Consider the following 18,599-nt stretch of genomic DNA (forward strand, 5'->3'; position numbering starts at 1 on the left):
GATCAATGTGGGCCTCCGCACGCGCGCTTCCGAGCTAGCTGAGGCTTCGCATAGCTCAATGCGCGTCATCAGTTGGAAGGAGAAACAGGGTGGATTTCAATGCAGTCGCCCCGGCGAATACGAGCCCGGAGCCCGACACAGCACGGACGGCTACAGATGCAACCGAGTTCGAGCGGCAGCTCAGCGGTTCAGAGGCTCCCGCTTCGGCGCAGGGAGTCGCCCATCCAGTGCTGCAGGGCGAGACTTATTCACCCTATCTCGACGCGGGCCATCCCTACTCTCCATACTTGGAGACAGGACACCTCTATCCGCCTTACCCAGATTTAGCGCATCCCCTTGGGCCAGACTCGGGTTGGCAGGATAATCTATATGCCGCGCCTGCGGCCGTCGCTGCGCCAGAGCCGGACAACGGCCAGCAGCATCTCTCGCCGCAGGCCATAGCTCAGGCGATCGAGGAACATCCCGGCTTCGATCAAGATGTGATATGGCAGACTCTGGATGTCGGCCCATCGGAAGCCGAGCCACGGCACGGTGAGCCTCAAGCGGGGACATCGCATGCAGGACCATCGCGCACCGCCCCTTTTTCAGGATGAGCCGCCGCACGCCGGCCCCTCGCATGCCCGGCCATTGCAGGCGGGACCGCCCCAACCTGGGTCTTCTGAAGCTCCGCCAGAAAGGACCGCGAGGCGATCCATGTCGTCGAGATGAAGGTAAGCGCGTTGCGGATCAGGATAGTCTGGGTATGACCGGCCCCCCTAAATACCTTCAACATACCGGTTGTTAGAACCAGCACAGTTCTTCGCACAAACCTCCAAACACCGGACCACCTGAGATCACTCGGGGCACGAATCGCGGCATCAATCCGGCCTCACTCTTCGTCAGCTTCTTGCAAGCTGCCCCTGCTAGCACGAAAGGAATAGGTCATCTCGCGGCACCGCCGCTATCTGAGTTTTATGACATGGACACAGGCGCAGCCGATATCGCAGCAACGGCGCCAGACGCTGGCACAAACACCGATAACGCCGCGAACGGCGGCGACAACTCGCACGCAGCATTGTTGCAGCGGGCCTTCGAAAAAGCTCTGGTTGCCGTCGCTACCCAGGTCATAAGCGATACCCAGTCAGACATGGATGACGCTATGAGCGAGCTAGATGATGGCTGAAGGCCGGATTATCAGACGCGCACAGGGAGGACCTGACGGACGGCAAGCCGAACCGAAAACGATCGGGTGAAGCAGGCGGACTTGGCAACAGCAGCCGCTAGACCGTCTTAGGTGATCCTCCAGGCAGGCGGTGCGGCCGTTCTGCAGGACCTCGCAACTTTCGGAAGACGCCGCAGCGACTTGCTCATGCCGCCGTGTCACATATTCTTCGATGAGGGTCCATCAGGAGCGCTCTTTAGCCAGGGCACCAGACGTTCTAAGCGAGCCCGAGCGCTCCCCGCCGATGAACTTCGTCATCTATTATCCTCGATTGGTTCTGCAGCCGCCCGCGAGATCGTGCGCTAGAGAGATCCTCCGAGATTTTCCGGAACATAGGCAGACTTGGCGCTCGCTGCGCCCATATCTGCAGAACTCCGGGGACCGCTACCCCTCAGCATCGAGGCATGTTGCTGCTGCCTGATCCTGAGTTATGGCGTATTTGTCGCTACGAATTGGCGCCAAAGCTCAGACTGCCCCTATCACGCTAAGAGCTAAGATCCTCATCGAGGCCGCCGCACCTAGTACCCGGAATCAGAGCTGAGTGATACGGCGGCCTTTGAAACGGCGTTGACGGACCTTTTTCTTGGTCCAGACGAAGGGCTCGGCTCTGTCGTTGTATGCGTTGACGTAGGCATCGATGTGTTCCTGAAGCTGCTTGAGGCTCGTGAAGGAGGTGCCGCTGAGCGACTGCCCCTGCAAGATGGAAAACCATACTTCGACCTGATTGAGCCATGGCGCACTTGTCGGCGTGAAATGAAATTGCACGTTGGGGTGGGCCTTGAGCCAGTCCTCGTTCTTTTTATGGGTGTTGAGGTTGTCGAGGATGACGTGAAGCTTGCGGTTCGGAAAAGCCGCGGTGACGCTGTTCATGAAATCGAGAAACTCGACGCGGCGCCGGCGTTTTGAATGGGTCGCGATGATCTTTCCGGTGGCGACCTCGAGCGCCGCAAACAATGTTGTGGTGCCATGCCGCTTGTAATCGTGGCTTTGGCCGGTCAAGGCGCGGCCATTGGGCAACTTCAGATAACCCTGCGCTCGCTCCAAAGCCTGGATCGAGGGCTTCTCGTCCACGCACAGCACAATGGCCTTCGCCGGCGGCGCGACATAGAGGCCGACAACATCGGCGGCTTTGGCCGTAAAGTTCGGGTCGTTGCTCTCGCACCAGGACTTGCGAGCCACCAGGTCAATCTTGTGGCTGCGCAGGAACCGCCAGACATATTGGACATCGACATCGCCCAGCGCCTCGGCCAGAAGGGGGCCGGTCCAGCGCGCAAACCCTTGCGGTGGCGGCTTATCCAGCAGCTTCAGAATCCGCTTGTCGGTCGTCTTCGTATAGATCGGCTGCTTGCCAGGCCGCGGCTTGTCTTGCAGCCCTTCAAGGCCATGGTCGGCATAGCGATGCCGCCAAAGGCTGACAATCCGCGGCTGGACCCCAACTTCCTTGGCGATCGACCGGGTGCTGCGCCCATCCGCCGCCAACAGAACTATCCGCGCCCGCTTCAAATCGCGCTGCAACGTCACCGGTGAGCGACAGCACGCCTCAAGCACCTTGCGATCTTTCCTCGAAAGGTGGACTTCTCTTGCTTCGGGTATCATCCCGACCTTGAATCACGACTCACGTTCCAAGAAAAGTGGGTACTAGTATCTTCATCTCCTCACTGAACACGAAAAGCGGGCGCTAGCGCCCACTTCAGTGACTTATCCCATAAGCTGGAACCGCTTCGCAGTACCAGCCAGACCTCAGGCCAACTCAAGCATCGGACGTTGTGCCTGGATTCTCATTGCTGTCGATGATTTCCTGGTTCACCTGGCGTCCAGACCGGTCAACCCAGCCCGAGCCTGGTTGTTCATAAATCGTCTGGGCTCCGTCCGAAGTCAATTGATCAAGCGTACGGCCCGCATTCGACTGCGTCACCTTGAGATTGTTCTTACCGTCAAAGCGGTCTCCAAGCCCTTCGACGACCATGGCATTGTCGCCGTTAGTAATGGTCAGCTTCGAGGCCATCGTTTTGCCCTTGCCGATATCAACGGTGTCGACAGTAATCTTCGTGCCGTCGTCGAGCTGGAAAGTCATGTTCTTCTTGAAGTCAAAGTCGACCTTGCCGTCACCGTCGGCATCGACGTGGGGATCGCCTTTAATCGAGGTGATCTTGCCTGTTTGACTGTTACGAATGAGCACTGTTCCGTCATTTTCGTCGACCAAGATCGAATACTTATCACCAAGCTTGATCTCAGCCTTGCCGTCCCTGACCTCATGTGACCACACTGGCGCCGGCTGAGAAGACTGCGTGGGCACCTGGGCAGCCGCAACAGGCACCATCGCAAGAGGCGGCGGCGGAGGAGGAACGAAGAAGACGGGCGCCGTAGAGGTGGGCGCTCCGCTTGCATACTGGTAGTTGCCCGGCCCACGCCCTTGCTCGCCGTCGTCGATACTCGCCTGATTCACGGCGCGTCCGGCGCCATCGACCCATCCCTGTCCACTCTCATGGATCGTTTGGGCACCATCAGACGTCAACTCGTCAAGGGTCATCCCAGCGTTGGACTGCGTCACCCTCAGATTGTTTTTGCCATCCTTGTCGTCGCCGAGCCCCTCGACAACGATCGCGTTGTGGCCGTTCGTAATCGTAAGCTTTGAAGAGATGGCCTGGCCATTGCCGTAGTCGACATTATTCACAGTAATCTTCGTGCCGTCGTCGAGCTGAAACGTCATATCCTTCTTGAAATCGAAGTCATCCTTGCCGTCTCCGTCGGCATCAACGTGCGGGTCGCCATGAATGACCGTGACATGGCCGGTCTGGTTGTTGCGGACTGTCCACGTGCCATCCTTCTCGTTGGCCGTAATCGTATACTTGTCCCCAAGGTTGATCGTGGCCTTGCCATCCTTGACCTCATGCGTCCACACCGGATCCACAGCAGGCTCGGCATTCTGATTCAGCTGGCTCATCAGCATGGTGGAAGGAGGAGGCGCCATCATGTACGCCTGCGTCGTAACGACGGCTGGCGCCACGACGACCGGAACGACACTCCCAACGGCCGTACCGACGAGGGCTGGTGAGGCTACCGGCAAGTACTGGTAGCTCGCCGGGGCATATTGCCCCAACATGGCGTTGAAGGTGGGAGTGACAACAGCGCCCTCCGGCGCCACTCCGTTCATCGAGTCGGGCGCACCCACCACTGGCAGGCCGGCCACGGGAAGATACTGCATTTAGTTCACTCCTGTTGCATAGACGACATCTGTAAAACTGTGAGCGTTACGCGCATAGTCACCCAAGATCCGCCGCTTCAGATCTGCATGAGAGCGCCTGATCAGCTCATCCGAACGAACGACTAATTCCCTTGCCAGAACCGGCAGCCTATGGAGATCCTCTCTCGCCCCATCACCGTAACCGCACGAGCACATCACGCGCATTCAACTCACAGATACGGTAGCCCGAACACCTGTCGAAAAGCTGACGATGATCAGCGAGCCAAGCCGCACGCACTTTGGCATCGATCGGATGTCCGAAACGCATCCTTCGCTGAACGTATCGCAAGATTTAATATTCCCTCCTGGCAAGATTCGTCTGGTACCAGCGGTGCTCCCATGTCTTCAGGCAAATGACACGACGTTGCCGGTTATCAGCCAATCATCTCATCCTCACCGCAATCAGCGCTCCCGCCGGAACTGCACATCATCTGCGAGGAGCGATCAACAGCTTGAACTCTCGCTGCATTTTCCCAAACATCAAGACTTCGCGAAAGGTGAGCTTTCGCAAGCCGCCATCTTAGCCAAACGGGACAAGCGAGGGCTGAGATCCGCACGGCTCGATGACCTTATCCCGCTTCCGTGCTCCACCCTGCAAGCCACGCGCCTCCGAAGGTTCCGCCAAGTCAAATCATTCCTGAACGCGCAGCTAAGCACGGCTCAACTCGCCTTCATCCAAGCCGGCTATAGGGCGCCGCTGGGAGCGACAGGGCGATCCGATGATTGCGAGCAGATGCAAGCCTGCCGCAGAATATCACTCGCCTCAACGTGAGGCTCGTCAGCTTTTCGAAAGCTAGCGCCCCTAGCATGAGGCCGCTGAAGCTAGGCGAACAGTCGTCTGCGCAACAAGACGAACATAGGAGAACGCAATGATCGGAGAAATGATTGGAAGCGCCGCCGGCGGTTACCTAGGCGGCCCGGCCGGAGCGGCAATTGGTTCGGCACTGGGCGGGACCGTGGACAAGGTCTTTGACAAGGTGGTCCACACCTTGGTGCCCGACGAGGGTCACCATGATAAGGCCGAAGACCACAAAGACGCCGGCGAAAAGACCGAGGTGCAATCCAAGCACGAGACTGCCTGCAAGAGCCCGGAGCTGAACCTCGGGCTCAGCACGCTCGGCGGTACGCCCATGTTCCTTTCCATTCCTGCGATCGTCTCGCCGGCCCGCACCTCGTAACAAATCAGAACCAGCGTTATCCCAAAAGAAAGGCAAATAGACATGGCGGTTGACAATGTTGGCGGAAATGGCGGCGCTGCTGGTGCCCAGCAGACCGGCGATAGCGGCTTCCAGAACCAGATGGCTGAATTCGAGCGTGTGAGCCAGAAGGTTCAGGCCCAGGCCGTGGCAATGCGCAGAATTACGACCGAACTCTCGTCCGAGAAGAAGGTCGCCGACGAGCGCGTCCAGTAATTCTGCAAGACGGGTGGCTCACCGCAGTTGCTACCGTCGCCGCGCTGTGAATGACGAAGTCTGGATGAGCCGTACGGCACCGCCGTACGGCTTCTCTCGTTATTCGGGGGATTATCGTGAACGACTCTGTTTCGCTTGAGTTCGAGGTGCTTTCGGGGGTCTATACCGGGCTCAAAGGAAAGACGGCGGGCGGCGAGAGCATTGTGGGCAGCGGCCTCGATGCGGACATGATCTTCGTTGAACAAGGGCTCGAACCGCATCATCTTCGCGTCATCCCGCAGCGCGATTCGATCGAGCTCGAAGCGCTCGCTGCCAGAATCAGCATTGACCGTCACGCTAGCATTGCAACAGGTGAGCGCGTCAGAGTGCCGCTTCCCGCGATCATTCATGCCGGCGCGATGTCCATCCGCTGGTCGGCAGAGGATTTCCAACCAATTGCTTCGAGCAAGCGATCTCGCCGCTCGATCGTGGCACTCAGCCTGATCTTGCTCAGCTCTGTCGCGATCGGCACCGTCTCAATCATCTTTGCCCCCGGCGATAGGGCGGTGGCGCCAAGCACCGGATCATCGCACGCGGTCGAAATTGCCGCTAAACCAACCGTCGATCATTTTGACGCGAGAGCTGCTGATGAAATGGCCGCATCACTGCGCCAACAGATCGAACGAGAGGGCCTTCCTGACGTCAAGATCGGGCACGGGCCCGGCGTCGTGACCGCGGAAGGGACGATTGCGCCGGACCTCGTCGCAAAATGGAAAGAAATCCAGCAATGGTTCGATCGTCAAAGCAATGGTACCCCGACCCTTGTGAACGCTGTCGCGGTGAAAGAGGAAAAGATGCCGTCTTCGATTGCTGTCCAAGCCGTCTGGCGCGGAAGCGAACCTTATCTGCTTATTGCCGGGCAGAAGTATTTCGTCGGCGCGCTCTTAAGTAATGGATGGACCGTTGATCGAATCGAGGATGGACGAGTTCTGCTCAGCCGCAACGGCCGATCTGCCGCTTTGCCCTATTAAGGTCTCTACCCTGCAAAAGAGAAGGAGAAGGCTATGGCTAGGCTGCCTCAGAACTCCGTAGGGCCCGGCAACTCATCGCAGGGGTTAGATGCGGGCCAGCACGCACCAGTCATCGGCTCGCCTCCTTCGCGAGGTGATAAGCTCGAAGTCGGAGGCGCCCATGCGGATAGCGGCACGAAGCGGGCGTCGTGGCAGGATGCGGCTTCGTATGATCTGCCAATTGATGGCGCGAGCGAAGCGGCGCTCGGGGTCGATTCCGTCGGCGCCATCTCACGCGTCACTTTATTCGAAAGCGAAGCAGGAGCGAATGAGGTAGATGCACGCGCGAGATTGGCTTCGCTTTATGGTCCCAATCTGTCCCGCGGACTACTCTCCTTCGTAGTTCCGCGCCTTCGTCATCCCGACGTACTGCGCGCTGACAAGCATGGTGTTCTTCTGGAACGCTTGACGCGAACATTGGAGGCGACGCCGGAAGACAAGACGGCGCGAGAGTGCTTGGCAATCCTGCAGCAGGAGCTGCAGCGGTTACTAATGCTCCGACAAAACCAAAACAGCTTAATCAAGGGTTAGCCATGGCCGATCCTGATGGATTGCATCGCGTCGCCGTTCCCCTGGCTCCAGGAGTCTCAAAATCCGGCGATATTCCGTCGATCTCCGGGCCAGAGCGCGACCTGCTTTGCGCACTCTCATATGTCCATCTCGCGTGCGGGCAGAGCGCACACAGCCTGGCTCTGTTGCGAATTGCAGCTCGCGAGCATTCCAACGACGTCGGTCTACTCCGCATTCTAGCCTACACGCTCATCGCCGAGGGCCTCGGCGAGGAAGCACTCCATGTGCTGGACCGGCTGGACGCACTTGATACGCAACCCTCTTCTCGCATACCGATGACGCTGTTGCGCAGTCACGCGCTACGGCACGCTGGCCGCATGGCCGAGGCTCGCGAGGTCTTCCAGACCTATGTGTCATTGCGCGCGAGTACAGCCCTCATCCGAAAGCAATAGGGATCTATCATGGCCAACACCTTGCGCGGCTTTGTCGTGCGCGCTCCGGCCCACCCGGATTTCATGGTTGCCTTGATGCTGCTTCTAGCGATCGGCATGATGATCATGCCAATCCCAATCATCGTGATCGACATGCTGATCGGCTTCAATCTTGGCTTTGCCATATTGCTGCTGATGGTTGCCCTCTATCTCAGCACACCGCTTGATTTCTCGTCCTTGCCGGGCGTCATCCTGATCTCCACCGTATTTCGGCTGGCGCTGACGATTGCAACAACACGGCTGATCCTCGCCGAAGGCGACGCGGGCAGCATCATTCACACCTTCGGCGACTTCGTCATTTCAGGGAATATTGCGGTCGGAATTGTCATATTCTTGATCGTGACCATGGTCCAATTCATGGTTCTTGCCAAGGGTGCCGAACGCGTCGCAGAGGTGTCTGCGCGCTTCACGCTTGACGCGCTACCAGGCAAGCAGATGGCGATCGATGCGGAGCTACGCAACAGCCACATCGATCAACACGAAGCACGCCGCCGACGTGCCGCCTTGGAACAAGAGAGTCAGCTTCATGGCGCTATGGATGGTGCCATGAAGTTCGTTAAGGGAGACGCGATCGCCGGGCTGATCGTGATCTGCATCAATATGCTTGGCGGAATAAGCATCGGCCTGCTCTCCAAGGGCATGTCGCTCGATGAAGCGCTGCATCAATATACTCTTTTGACGATTGGTGATGCGCTCATTTCGCAGATTCCGGCGCTGCTGCTGTCAATTACCGCCGCGACCATTGTCACGCGCGTCAACGGACCCTCCAAACTCAGACTCGGCGCCGATATCGTTCACCAACTTACCGCAAGTACGGAGGCACTTAGGCTAGCCGCTTGCGTCTTGGTATTCATGGGGCTCGTTCCTGGCTTTCCTTTGCCCCCGTTTGCCGTGCTGGCCGTCCTGTTCGCTGCCGCAAGCTACGTCAAGGTCGGCCCCAAAGACGACAAGCCTGCCGCCAAAATAGGAGCTAGCGCCGCGGCATCGGCGCCGGTTCCTGCAGCGGTCCAAAAGCAGGCCGCACATGCGGAAGCGCTTCCGATCGCGTTGTTCCTTGCACCAAACCTGACGGATTCGATCGACAAAGACGAGCTGGAAGAGAGCATTTCGCGTGTTTCAAGGCTCGTGTCGGCGGACCTTGGCATCACCATTCCGCGGATCCCTGCCCAGATTGGCGACAGCTTGTCCTCGTCGCAGTTCAGGGTCGATGTCGATAGTGTGCCAGTTGAGCGTGATGTGATCAATCCCGGGCACTTGGCACTCAACGACGATGTCGCGAACATCGAATTGAGCGGCATCCCCTTTCAACAAGACCCTGAAACGAATCGGGTCTGGATCGAAGAACGGCATGCAGCGGCTCTCAAGGCCGCCGGAATCGGATATCATCGGCTAAGCGAAGTTCTTGCCTTACGTCTCCATTCCACATTGACGCGCTTTGCACAGCGCCTGGTCGGTATTCAGGAAACCCGCCAATTGCTCGCTCGGATGGAGCAGGAATACCCTGATCTGGTGAAGGAGGTACTGCGTACGGCCACCGTCCCTCGGATCGCCGAGGTCCTGCGCCGCTTGCTCGATGAAGGCATTCCAATCCGCAATACCCGCTTGCTTCTGGAGGCATTGGCAGAATGGAGCGAGCGCGAGCAAAACGCCGTCCTGCTCACCGAGTATGTTCGTGCTACCTTAAAACGCCAAATCTGCTTCCGGTATGCTAATGCCCATCGCGTCGTGGTCGCCTTTATCATCGAGCGTGAGAGCGAGGAAATCATCCGCGGCGCAGTACGGGAAACGGCCGTAGGCCCATATCTCGTCTTGGATGAATGGCAGAGCGAAAAGCTGCTTGCACAATTTCGTCAGATTCATGCGACCATCGCGCAAAGTAAGAGCCAGCCTGTCGTCCTCGGTTCGATGGATATCCGGCGTTTCGTGCGCGGTTTTCTCACGCGCAACGGAATCGACTTGCCTGTTCTGTCCTATCAAGATCTCGCCGCGGACTTCACGGTCCGGCCGATCGGATCCGTCAAGCTTCCAAAGGCGCCTTCCTCAGGAGGGCTCCTAACAGCTGCAAGCTAAGAGTGCGCAGCACTACCTTGTGAGTAGCCGATGAAATCTAATGACACCAGCTTCCGCCGATATCTGTGCTCCGCCAGTCCAAGGCTGCGGCCGGCTCTGCTTGCGATGCTGACTGTTGTGCTGCTCGCTGGTTGCGCTACCGCAGACAAACATGGCCTTTCACCGCAGCAGAGGTCCGCATCAGACCTCGCAGACAGCGAAGAGATCGACCCCGCCGCGCGCGAGCGCATTTCGCACGCGCTTGGCCGAGATGCTGATGAAGGGGCTCTGCGCGACGCATTGAAGCAACAGCCGAACAACATTGATGCGGCTATTCCTCTTGCGCGAGCCCTGCTGGCACGCAACTGTCCGAATGATGCGCTTGAGGTGCTCGACGGCGTGTTATTGGCAACCCCTGGCGACCTGCGCGCATTAAATGCCAAAGCAGTTGTTCTCGATCACGAGGGCCGTCATCAGGAAGCCCAAGAGCTATACCGCCAAGCTCTCGCGGCGGAACCTGCAAACCCGATGCTGCGCAACAATTTCGGACTGTCCCTCGCCCTTCAAGGCAAGATGGACGCCGGCGATGCCAGCGCAGCACCTCAGGCGGGCAGCCGGAAAGCATTGGCTCGTTCAAGATAAGGCGATCAAGAGCGGGCAGGAATAGCGAAGCGTGATGCTTAGCTGTCAGCTTGCCGACAGCTAGGCTTACTATGAGCGCGGAACCCCACTCCGGCGCGGCCTCGCCGACATAACAGGACGTGTTATGTTTCAAAACACTAAAGCTCTATCTAACAGCGAACGTGCGTCCGAGCTCGATGAAATGGGAACGAGCTCGGACGATGGCTCCCACACGGATAGCCCAAGATTCTTGGATGTATTCTCTGCTCTGAGTTTGGCGCCATCGAGCTGCTCCGTTGATGCATCTTTGGCAGCAGTCCCGCCATACGCGCTGGTTGACGAGCGGCCGGTGGTTGAGATCTCAAAATCTTCGTTTGAGAATAAGCTGGCAGATTTTTATGGAGGAGACATAGAGGATATTGCTGCCAATCCGCAGCGATACTCGCGCTGGGTTTCCGAAAAGGCTCACGCACAGCGGACACTGCATTTCGCTTCGGCACGAAGTCTATTTCGGAGAAATCGTGCTTTTTCAGCTATCAGCTTGGGAACAAGAGCGTCGGGCTTCTGAGAACGGAACCCGGAGGCCGCATGAGTGAGCTGTTCAAGGGCAACAATGATTGGCGCCATCAATTTCCTGGACGAGATGAAATCACCTCAACAATAGCTTTCCGGGTTACTCATCCGCTCGTCGAGAACGCGGGCGATATCTTGCTTGAACATCAGCTCCAGATCGACGGAAACAAACCGCTCGTTCTCTCCCACTCTTCCAATCCGGAAGCGAAAGCCCGCGCGGCAGCGTTGGGCTTTCTTGAGGTTAGTGACTCGATGATGGTGCTAGATCCCACCAAGCACGATGACAAATGGAAGAACGAAGGCGGCAATTGGCAGCGGGCGGGTAAGCCGCCTTTGTATCTTGCCGCGACTGAAGACAACAGCGGCAATGCCAAGTATACCGAGAGTGTAGCGAAGCCCGCGAACGATCCGTATGATGAGGAATATGACTTTATGTAGAGCCTACAGGCATCACACGAAGAGCGATTGGCCGGATCGGCGGGGCAAGATCAGGCCTCTATCTCATTTCCTGCTGCATGTACTCTTGAGCACCGACATCTTTTCCGTATCCGCAGGCGGAGTTGGACTGCGCTGTGGGTCCTTTCGTCTGGCGGAATCAAGCCGGACGAGCAGCAGATCGATTATCTCTCGGACTCCGCAGCCTCGTGTTCCTCCTGATCTGCAGCTTGCGCCAGCAAAGAGCCTCCTTGTATCAGCCGAAATGACGCGGTCTATCGGCACTGCGAAGCTACAGCGCGCGATGGCGGCGCACGATCTCCATGACACCCGGTCCTGCCATGTGAGGATCTCCTCCTCTGCCTTCCCGGGAAAAAACTTGCTCGCAAACCGTTTTCAGCCCTTTAGCCGCCGGCAGCGGACGGCATGATTGGTTGGCAGAATCTTGCCGGCATGAACGTCCTCCGGGAGGATCACATCCTCATCAAACCCGCTCGGCACTGCTACATCCACGCCCTTCTGGCATCTTGTCGTTCAGATAAGAGAGAGGAGAAATAGCGAAGTAGTTAACATGCGCCAACCAGGCTCCGGCTTGCAACCGCAAATCACATGACCGCGATCTGCGGTGCCCTTGGTATCCTTAATCTGAGTGACTTGTTGGCAGGTGATTTAAGGACGGTGAGCGGTGCGCTCGGCTTCCCTTTGCCTTACGTAAACCGCGACGGCCGGCAAGTGACTTCCACTGTCTCATCGAAGCTATCGCTGAGCATTTGTTTACCTCGCGCGTCAACAACCGATGGGCTTTTGCGGCAAATCTTCTCAATCGCGCTCCCCCGCGGCACCTGATGCGCGCGGCCGATAAACTACGCTGTTGTCGCACGTTCATCCTGGACTACTTCGGCGCAGTGTACTCAGAGGAGCTGCTCGCTGGCAGACAAATCGTCAAGCCGCTCATCGTGTAGAGCGAGATGTGTGACGGCAAGCTGCTGAGTGTTGTGCCAGCGTATATCGCGCTTGATCTACCCCCAAATCTCCAGAGACGCCAAGTTCTCCTGAGACGTTGTGCGCAAGGTTGTGTTCATGACATGTCGACGGTTACATTTGGCCACCTGAAGCCTTGGACTCGACGACGCGCACCACTCCGGCGGTTAGCGTCTATGCCGGCACGGTCAGATCAGATCGAGCAGCATGCTTCACGCTTCAGAACGACCTGCAGGTGGTTGTGATCCAGGATCATCGCACACCAGTCGTCACTCAGATGATCTGGTATAAGGTCGGTTCCGCGGATGAACCGCCCGGCAAATCGGGGCTTGCGCATTTCCTCGAACACCTGATGTTCAAGGGTACTTCCAAACATCCGGCGGATGAATTCTCCAAGGCCGTGCTGCGCGCCAGCGGCCACCAGAACGCCTTTACCGGGTTCGACTTCACCAGCTACTTCCACCACGTGCCTCGAGAGCACCTCGGCAAGATGATGGAATTTGAAGCCGACCGCATGACCGGTCTCGTTCTCAAGGACGAGAACGTGCTCTCCGAGCGAGACGTCGTGCTGGAGGAATTCAATATGAGGGTCGCCAACCATCCAGGTAACCGGCTTGCTGAGCAGATGATGGCGGCGCTTTACCTCAACCACCCCTACGGCCACCCTATTATCGCGTGGCGCCAGGAAATCGAAAAGCTTACCCGAGAGGACGCGCTTGCCTTCTACCGGCGCTTCTATGCACCTAACAACGCGATCCTGATTGTCGCTGGCGACGTAGCCACCAAGGAAATGCGCTCCATGGTGAAGGAGACGTTTGGCGGCATCCCCGCGCAACCTTCGATTCCCAAGGAACGCCTGCGGCCGCAGGAACCGCCGCCGGCCGCGCAGCGCAGAGTGACACTGGCCGATGCCCGCGTCGAGCAGCCGGCCCTGCGCCGCTATTATCTCGTACCCTCGACTCGCAGCGCGGCCGCGGGCGAGGGTCCAGCGCTTGAGGTGCTCGAGCAGTTGATGGGCGGCGGCATTAACTCATATCTCTATCTCTCGCTGGTTGTCGAAAAGCAGCTCGCGGTCACCGCCAGGGCGAGCTACCACTCTGCCGCGCTCGATCCATCGCTATTCGAGATTTCCGTCATACCAAAGCCTGGCGCCAACCTCAGCCTGATCGAGCGCTGCATCGACGAGGTAATCGCCGGTATTGCCCGTAATCCCGCGAGTGCCGAAGATCTCCAGCGGGCGAAGACGCGGCTAACCGCGCAAGTCGCCTACGCCCAAGACAGTCAGGAACTGCTCGCTCACTGGTATGGCCGCGCCCTGACGACGGGACTATGCATCGAGGATGTACAACGCTGGCCGGACGACATCCGCGCGGTCGGCGCACCGCAGGTGCATGAGGCCGCGCGGATATGGCTCGACAAGAAACGAGCGGTAACCGGCTATCTCGTCAAAGAGTCTACCCCGCAACACTGGGAGACGCTCTAGTGATCCATCCTTGCACTCGACGCGGGATCCTCCTTGGAGGAGCCTCCCTCTCCATGGCGGTGCTCGCTTCGTCAAATTCGCATGCCGCACCACGATCACTGGACCGGACCAGGATCAAGCGTTTGATTTCGTCTTGCGGCATAGAAGCCTGGTTCGTGCAGGACTCCACTGTCCCATTGATCTCGATGGAATATGCCTTCACCGGCGGCGCGGCTCAGGATCCCGCTCAAAGACCTGGCGTAGCCCACATGGTTTCTGGGCTGCTCAAGGAAGGTTCCGGCAAATTTGACTTCAAGACCTTTCATCAGCGGCTGGACCGCCATGCCATTGAGCTGCGTTTTCACGTGACCCATGATCACTTCCGCGGTGCCTTGCGCACGATCAATGACAGCGCGGAGGAGGCCTTCGAGCTTTTACGGATCGCGCTAACCTCGCCGCGTTTTGAGGCCGCCGACGTCGAACGGAACCGTGCCGCTGTGCTTGCGCGCCTTCGGCACGACTCAACCGATCCTTCGTCGCTGGCTCGCCGCAAGTTCCTCGAAGTCGCTTTTGGGGATCATCCCTATGCTCGCCCAGTCGATGGCTACTTGGAAAGCGTGCCGAAGATAGAGGCCGAGGATCTCAAGGGTTATGTCCGGCGCGTCATTGCAAAAAGACACGTTCAAAATCGCGGTGGTCGGCGGGGTCGATCCAGGGGCCGTCTGCAAGCTGCTCGATAAGACCTTTGGCAGCCTGCCGAGCAACGCGGAAGCGATGCCGGTCGCCGACGTCATCGCAGCAAAGCCGCCGCAGCGGGTCTTTATTCAGCTCGATGTGCCGCAGACAGTTGTGACTTTTGGCGGTCCAGCCGTCCGTCGCAGCGAGCCGGGTTTCATGCCCGCCTGTATCGTCAACCACATTCTCGGCGGCGGCGGCCTGACGTCACGCCTGTTCCGCGAAGTCCGCGAGAAGCGCGGACTGGCTTATTCAGTCCGTGAGCAGCTTGTCTGGCTGGATCATTCAGCCATGTTTCTCGGTACCAGCGGCACCTGCGCCGATCGGGCCGGTGAAACGGTTGAAGAAATCGAGAAGCAGGTCCGACAGATCGCCGCGGAAGGACCGACTCAGCAGGAGCTCGATGACGCAAAGTCCTACCTGAAGGGCTCGCAACTGGTAGCTCTCAACACATCATCAAAACTGGCGCGAACGCTACTGCAGCATCAGCTTGACAAGTTGCCTATCGACTATCTCGAAAACCAGAATGCCGTCGTCGATGCGGTGACGCTGGAAGACGCCAAAGAGAGCAGCGCAGCGGCTGTGGGGCGGGGGTCTGCTCACAATTATCGTCGGCCGCGCCCCAAAGGACGCAGCGCAGGCGGCCATTGTGCCGTCCAGGACTACACCCCCGCCGGGCGCCGATCAGCTAGACACCGGCCCGACGACGCCGCCCAATTTATTTTCTAGCAGCCCATGTGCTTAGCTCTCGCGCGCAGAGAGGCCTTTAGCCACTCACCTTTAGCTCGTGGAGATATTCCTCGGCATGCCGAAAAGACGGCGATCTGATCCAGTAGACCTTTGATGGTCTGCGAAGCCATAGTCGGACCGCCTAGCATCCCCCCGATTTGCGCTTTCATCGAGCTCGCAATCTGACGCTACGTAAGACTCGGTCTCCCATTAAAATTTGATAGCGGCAGCGACAGCATCCATAGCGAACCTACGGCAATCCAACGATCACCATGGGCAGACTTTGATTCTTGCCCCGCATATTCCAGCCGCACACAAACCTCACGTAAATCACCAGTACAAGTGATTACTCCCATTGCCGGAGCTGCATCATCACGCGACGTTACTCGCTAGATGTTGAAAACGCTTATCAGTTGCAGAGCTCTCGCATCGGCGGTTCATTGCCCCTTCTTTCCGCCATGTTCGCACCCAAAGCAGTGACGCGCCGATAGCGCACTTTGCGCGCGGCAATAGCAAGAGCTCAGGAGATGTTTCTATGGTGAAGCCAGTGGTAATTGTAGTCGGTGCGGACAAGGGAGGAGTCGGCAAGACGACCGTATCACGAACGCTACTGGACTACTTTAGCGTCAATAACGTGCAAATACGCGCGTTCGACACGGAGTCGCCCCGGGGAACGCTGAAGCGCTTTTACCCCGGGATCACTGAGATCGTCGACATGACTGCGACGGCGGACCAGATGAAGATCTTCGATACCTTGAACTCAGGGCTGTCCGTCACTGTCATCGATGCTCGCGCAGGCCTACTGTCCTCTGCGCTGGCTTCCTTGCGCAACATCGGCTTTCTGGACTCGGCACGGTCTGGCCAGATCACATTTGCCGTGTTCCACATCCTGGGATCATCTATCGCGTCGCTAGACGAGATCGAGGAAACCGCGACTTTCATGACCGGTGCAAAGTACTACCTGGTCAAGAACTTCATCAACGACACTCAATTCTTCCAGTGGGATCAAGCCACTTATAATTCCTATTTTCATCGCATCAAACATGCGACTGAGTTGACCATCCCGAAGCTTAACGAGATGGCGTATGAGCAGGTGGAAGTCGCGTCCGTCCCGTTCATAGACTTCGTCGCGAACAAGGGACGCAATGATGAACCCGCGAACAACTCCTTCGTGCTGCGCGGCTATGTCCGGCACTGGCTGGCAAATGTCTGGAGCGAATTTGATCGCATCAACTTGACGGAATTGGCCGGGGCCAAGTCCGCCACCCGGGCCGGCGAGAAGTAGCCGTATATCCGGCAAGCTCGAGCCCACGCACAGAACGAAATTGATCTGCTGGCTATGTTAGCGACCCCCATCTACATCATCTGCTCACCTAGCCCGCAGGTCGGTAAAACCCTCATCGCTCGGGCCATGAGCGAGTTCTTGCTGCTGAAAGACGGTACAACGCTGTCGTTTGACGTCAACTTGAAAGAGCCATCATTGCTCGACTACCTGCCCAACATCACGGAGACCGCGGATGTGATCGACACATACGGCAAGATGCAGCTGATGGACCCTCTCATCGTTCACGATCGTGTACCCAAAGTAATCGATCTCGGCTTTCACGCCTTCGACGAATTCTTCAAGATGTGCGAGGAGATTGGCTTCGTCAAGGAGACGGCGCGGTGCTGTGTCACCCCTGTCGTACTCTTCGTCGCGGGCGCAGATCGCATCTCCTTTCGTGGTTACGAGATGCTGCGGCGGCGAATTCCCCCGGCCTCGCTGGTCATCATCCACAATGAATTCGCACTGCGCGGCGGATTACCTGAAGCGATGGACGGCGATCGGGTGATTCGAATTTCCGCACTACCGCTGTTCCTTAAGAGATATATAGATCGGCTTGGCTTTTCCTTCACTGGGTATCTGCGCAACGAGAAGGACTGGTCCACCGAGCTGCATCAATGGATCCGGCGGAATTACGGCATGTTTCGCGATCTGGATTCGAGTGTGACGCTGCGAAGGTGGGATCGGCCGCGGGGGACGGACATCGGTAGCCTACGTTGCACGAGGGCGACTTGAAGAGATCGGTCTGATCCCCCATCTATTTGTCTGGCCTATGAGAGGCCGTTGAGCGCTGAGTTCAACGGCGCTCGCAACGTGAACGCATTGCGTTTTGCTAATCTTCTCTTGGATGTCCATCCTATACCATGATCGTCCGCACGGACGCACGGGCGCAATTAACAGAGCTCATTCGGCAATGGCTCATGCAGACAGTCCGTCATGCAGGCAGTCCGTCCCGGAAGGCGTCGATTAAATTTTGACTTTTGTGACCGGCGAGGCGGATCGACGGACCCTCCTTCGGAGGTGCGCTCATAGCTGAAGGCCGAGCTTCCCGAGGACCTGATGCAGGAGCGCGCTTTTGATCGCGCGGGCAATCTCGTTTCGTATCTGGCGCCGAAGACCGGCTCGGCATCGGGATCGCCCGTCAGACCATGCTCAGCCAGTCGCTCATCCAAGCGGGTTTCAAATTGTACACCCATCACGCCGACGAGCCGCTCCTGCATTTCAGCATAATCTTGGGGTACCATACGCCTCACCACGCTTTCCATGGTTGCCATCGCGTCGCTAAATAGTCCCGAAATTCCGCCGCTTCCCGTCCCGCGCCGACGCCTCGGCCCTGGCCACATCGGCCTCGGTCACTTGAGACACATTCATGAAGCGCATGTCGGGAGCGTTGTGCCGCAGCTCCAGGGCGTCCCGCAGCTGGGCTTGGTAGGCAAGATAAACCTCGATCTCGTCGACATCCGCGTCGGGATCGGCACGGCGAAGTGAGTTGACCCTCTCGCGCGCGATCCCGTCAAGCGCTTCCAAGCGAAACAAGACGCGGTCGTTCTGGAGCAGTTCGCCGAGGCGCCCGTCATAGAGTCCGTCCTCGACATCAGCGTTCAGGCGTGCGGTCTGCATGCCGTTCCAGACCAAAGTAACGCGATCTTCGCAGCTCCCGTTCGCTCCCGAAGCCAACTCGAAATACTGCTCGCGTAAACGGGGCCTGACGGCTGCCTGCCGCAGATCTTCGGCGACCGCCAGGCGGAACGCCTAGTGATGGTAGTTCACGGTCTCTGCAGGC

The 18,599-nt window shown here is 58.1% G+C and carries 16 protein-coding genes and 1 pseudogene; 13 read left to right on the plus strand and 4 right to left on the minus strand.

The genetic code is table 11. The features are described 5' to 3' along the window. Positions 1-365: 365 nt before the first annotated feature. The gene (locus ACVJ19_RS01230; RefSeq protein ID WP_161966260.1) at positions 366-542 is read right to left on the minus strand and encodes a hypothetical protein; all 177 of its coding nucleotides are present in this window, start codon (positions 540-542) and stop codon (positions 366-368) included. Between the two features lie 416 nt (positions 543-958). Between ACVJ19_RS01230 and ACVJ19_RS01235 the strand changes: the two genes are divergently transcribed. Beyond that, complete coding sequence (locus ACVJ19_RS01235; RefSeq protein ID WP_011084616.1) at positions 959-1,162, plus strand: hypothetical protein; 204 nt, start codon at positions 959-961, stop codon at positions 1,160-1,162. 570 nt (positions 1,163-1,732) lie between these two features. On the opposite strand, the gene ACVJ19_RS01240 is transcribed toward ACVJ19_RS01235, so the two are convergent. Then, positions 1,733-2,797 (minus strand): IS630-like element ISRj1 family transposase, encoded by a 1,065-nt coding sequence (locus tag ACVJ19_RS01240; protein WP_039228620.1) that lies wholly within the window; start codon positions 2,795-2,797, stop codon positions 1,733-1,735. 154 nt (positions 2,798-2,951) lie between these two features. Further along, positions 2,952-4,406 carry a DUF1521 domain-containing protein gene (locus tag ACVJ19_RS01245; protein ID WP_014497946.1) on the minus strand — a complete coding sequence of 485 codons (1,455 nt, stop codon included), beginning with the start codon at positions 4,404-4,406 and terminating at the stop codon, positions 2,952-2,954. 908 nt (positions 4,407-5,314) lie between these two features. Here ACVJ19_RS01245 and ACVJ19_RS01250 point away from each other — a divergent pair. The 12 genes and pseudogenes from ACVJ19_RS01250 to ACVJ19_RS01305 all read left to right on the plus strand — a co-directional run bounded on the left by ACVJ19_RS01250 (position 5,315) and on the right by ACVJ19_RS01305 (position 17,551). After that, the gene (locus ACVJ19_RS01250) at positions 5,315-5,623 is read left to right on the plus strand and encodes a hypothetical protein (RefSeq protein ID WP_011084613.1); all 309 of its coding nucleotides are present in this window, start codon (positions 5,315-5,317) and stop codon (positions 5,621-5,623) included. A gap of 42 nt (positions 5,624-5,665) precedes the next feature. Further along, on the plus strand, positions 5,666-5,857 hold the full coding sequence (locus ACVJ19_RS01255) for a hypothetical protein (RefSeq protein WP_014497948.1): 192 nt from the start codon (positions 5,666-5,668) through the stop codon (positions 5,855-5,857). 116 nt (positions 5,858-5,973) lie between these two features. Beyond that, complete coding sequence (locus ACVJ19_RS01260; RefSeq protein WP_011084612.1) at positions 5,974-6,867, plus strand: SctD/MshK family protein; 894 nt, start codon at positions 5,974-5,976, stop codon at positions 6,865-6,867. Positions 6,868-6,900: 33 nt separating this feature from the next. After that, positions 6,901-7,437 carry a hypothetical protein gene (locus ACVJ19_RS01265; protein ID WP_011084611.1) on the plus strand — a complete coding sequence of 179 codons (537 nt, stop codon included), beginning with the start codon at positions 6,901-6,903 and terminating at the stop codon, positions 7,435-7,437. 2 nt (positions 7,438-7,439) lie between these two features. Then, positions 7,440-7,868, plus strand: coding sequence for a tetratricopeptide repeat protein (locus ACVJ19_RS01270; protein WP_011084610.1), 429 nt, complete (start codon positions 7,440-7,442; stop codon positions 7,866-7,868). Between the two features lie 9 nt (positions 7,869-7,877). Next, on the plus strand, positions 7,878-9,977 hold the full coding sequence (gene sctV, locus ACVJ19_RS01275) for a type III secretion system export apparatus subunit SctV (protein WP_011084609.1): 2,100 nt from the start codon (positions 7,878-7,880) through the stop codon (positions 9,975-9,977). A 30-nt stretch (positions 9,978-10,007) separates the two neighbouring features. Next, complete coding sequence (locus ACVJ19_RS01280) at positions 10,008-10,598, plus strand: tetratricopeptide repeat protein (protein ID WP_011084608.1); 591 nt, start codon at positions 10,008-10,010, stop codon at positions 10,596-10,598. A gap of 567 nt (positions 10,599-11,165) precedes the next feature. Further along, the gene (locus ACVJ19_RS01285; RefSeq protein WP_011084606.1) at positions 11,166-11,588 is read left to right on the plus strand and encodes a hypothetical protein; all 423 of its coding nucleotides are present in this window, start codon (positions 11,166-11,168) and stop codon (positions 11,586-11,588) included. Positions 11,589-12,702: 1,114 nt separating this feature from the next. Then, positions 12,703-14,049, plus strand: coding sequence for a M16 family metallopeptidase (locus tag ACVJ19_RS01290; RefSeq protein ID WP_453947810.1), 1,347 nt, complete (start codon positions 12,703-12,705; stop codon positions 14,047-14,049). Positions 14,050-14,102: 53 nt separating this feature from the next. Further along, positions 14,103-15,508: pseudogene (locus tag ACVJ19_RS01295) on the plus strand (M16 family metallopeptidase). A gap of 519 nt (positions 15,509-16,027) precedes the next feature. Beyond that, complete coding sequence (locus ACVJ19_RS01300; protein ID WP_011084600.1) at positions 16,028-16,777, plus strand: P-loop NTPase family protein; 750 nt, start codon at positions 16,028-16,030, stop codon at positions 16,775-16,777. A 54-nt stretch (positions 16,778-16,831) separates the two neighbouring features. Then, positions 16,832-17,551, plus strand: a complete 720-nt coding sequence (locus tag ACVJ19_RS01305) for a hypothetical protein (RefSeq protein WP_011084599.1) — start codon at positions 16,832-16,834, stop codon at positions 17,549-17,551. A 546-nt stretch (positions 17,552-18,097) separates the two neighbouring features. On the opposite strand, the gene ACVJ19_RS01310 is transcribed toward ACVJ19_RS01305, so the two are convergent. After that, complete coding sequence (locus tag ACVJ19_RS01310) at positions 18,098-18,559, minus strand: NEL-type E3 ubiquitin ligase domain-containing protein (RefSeq protein WP_074076604.1); 462 nt, start codon at positions 18,557-18,559, stop codon at positions 18,098-18,100. Positions 18,560-18,599: the final 40 nt, after the last annotated feature.

This window comes from Bradyrhizobium sp. USDA 376, from assembly GCF_054063675.1.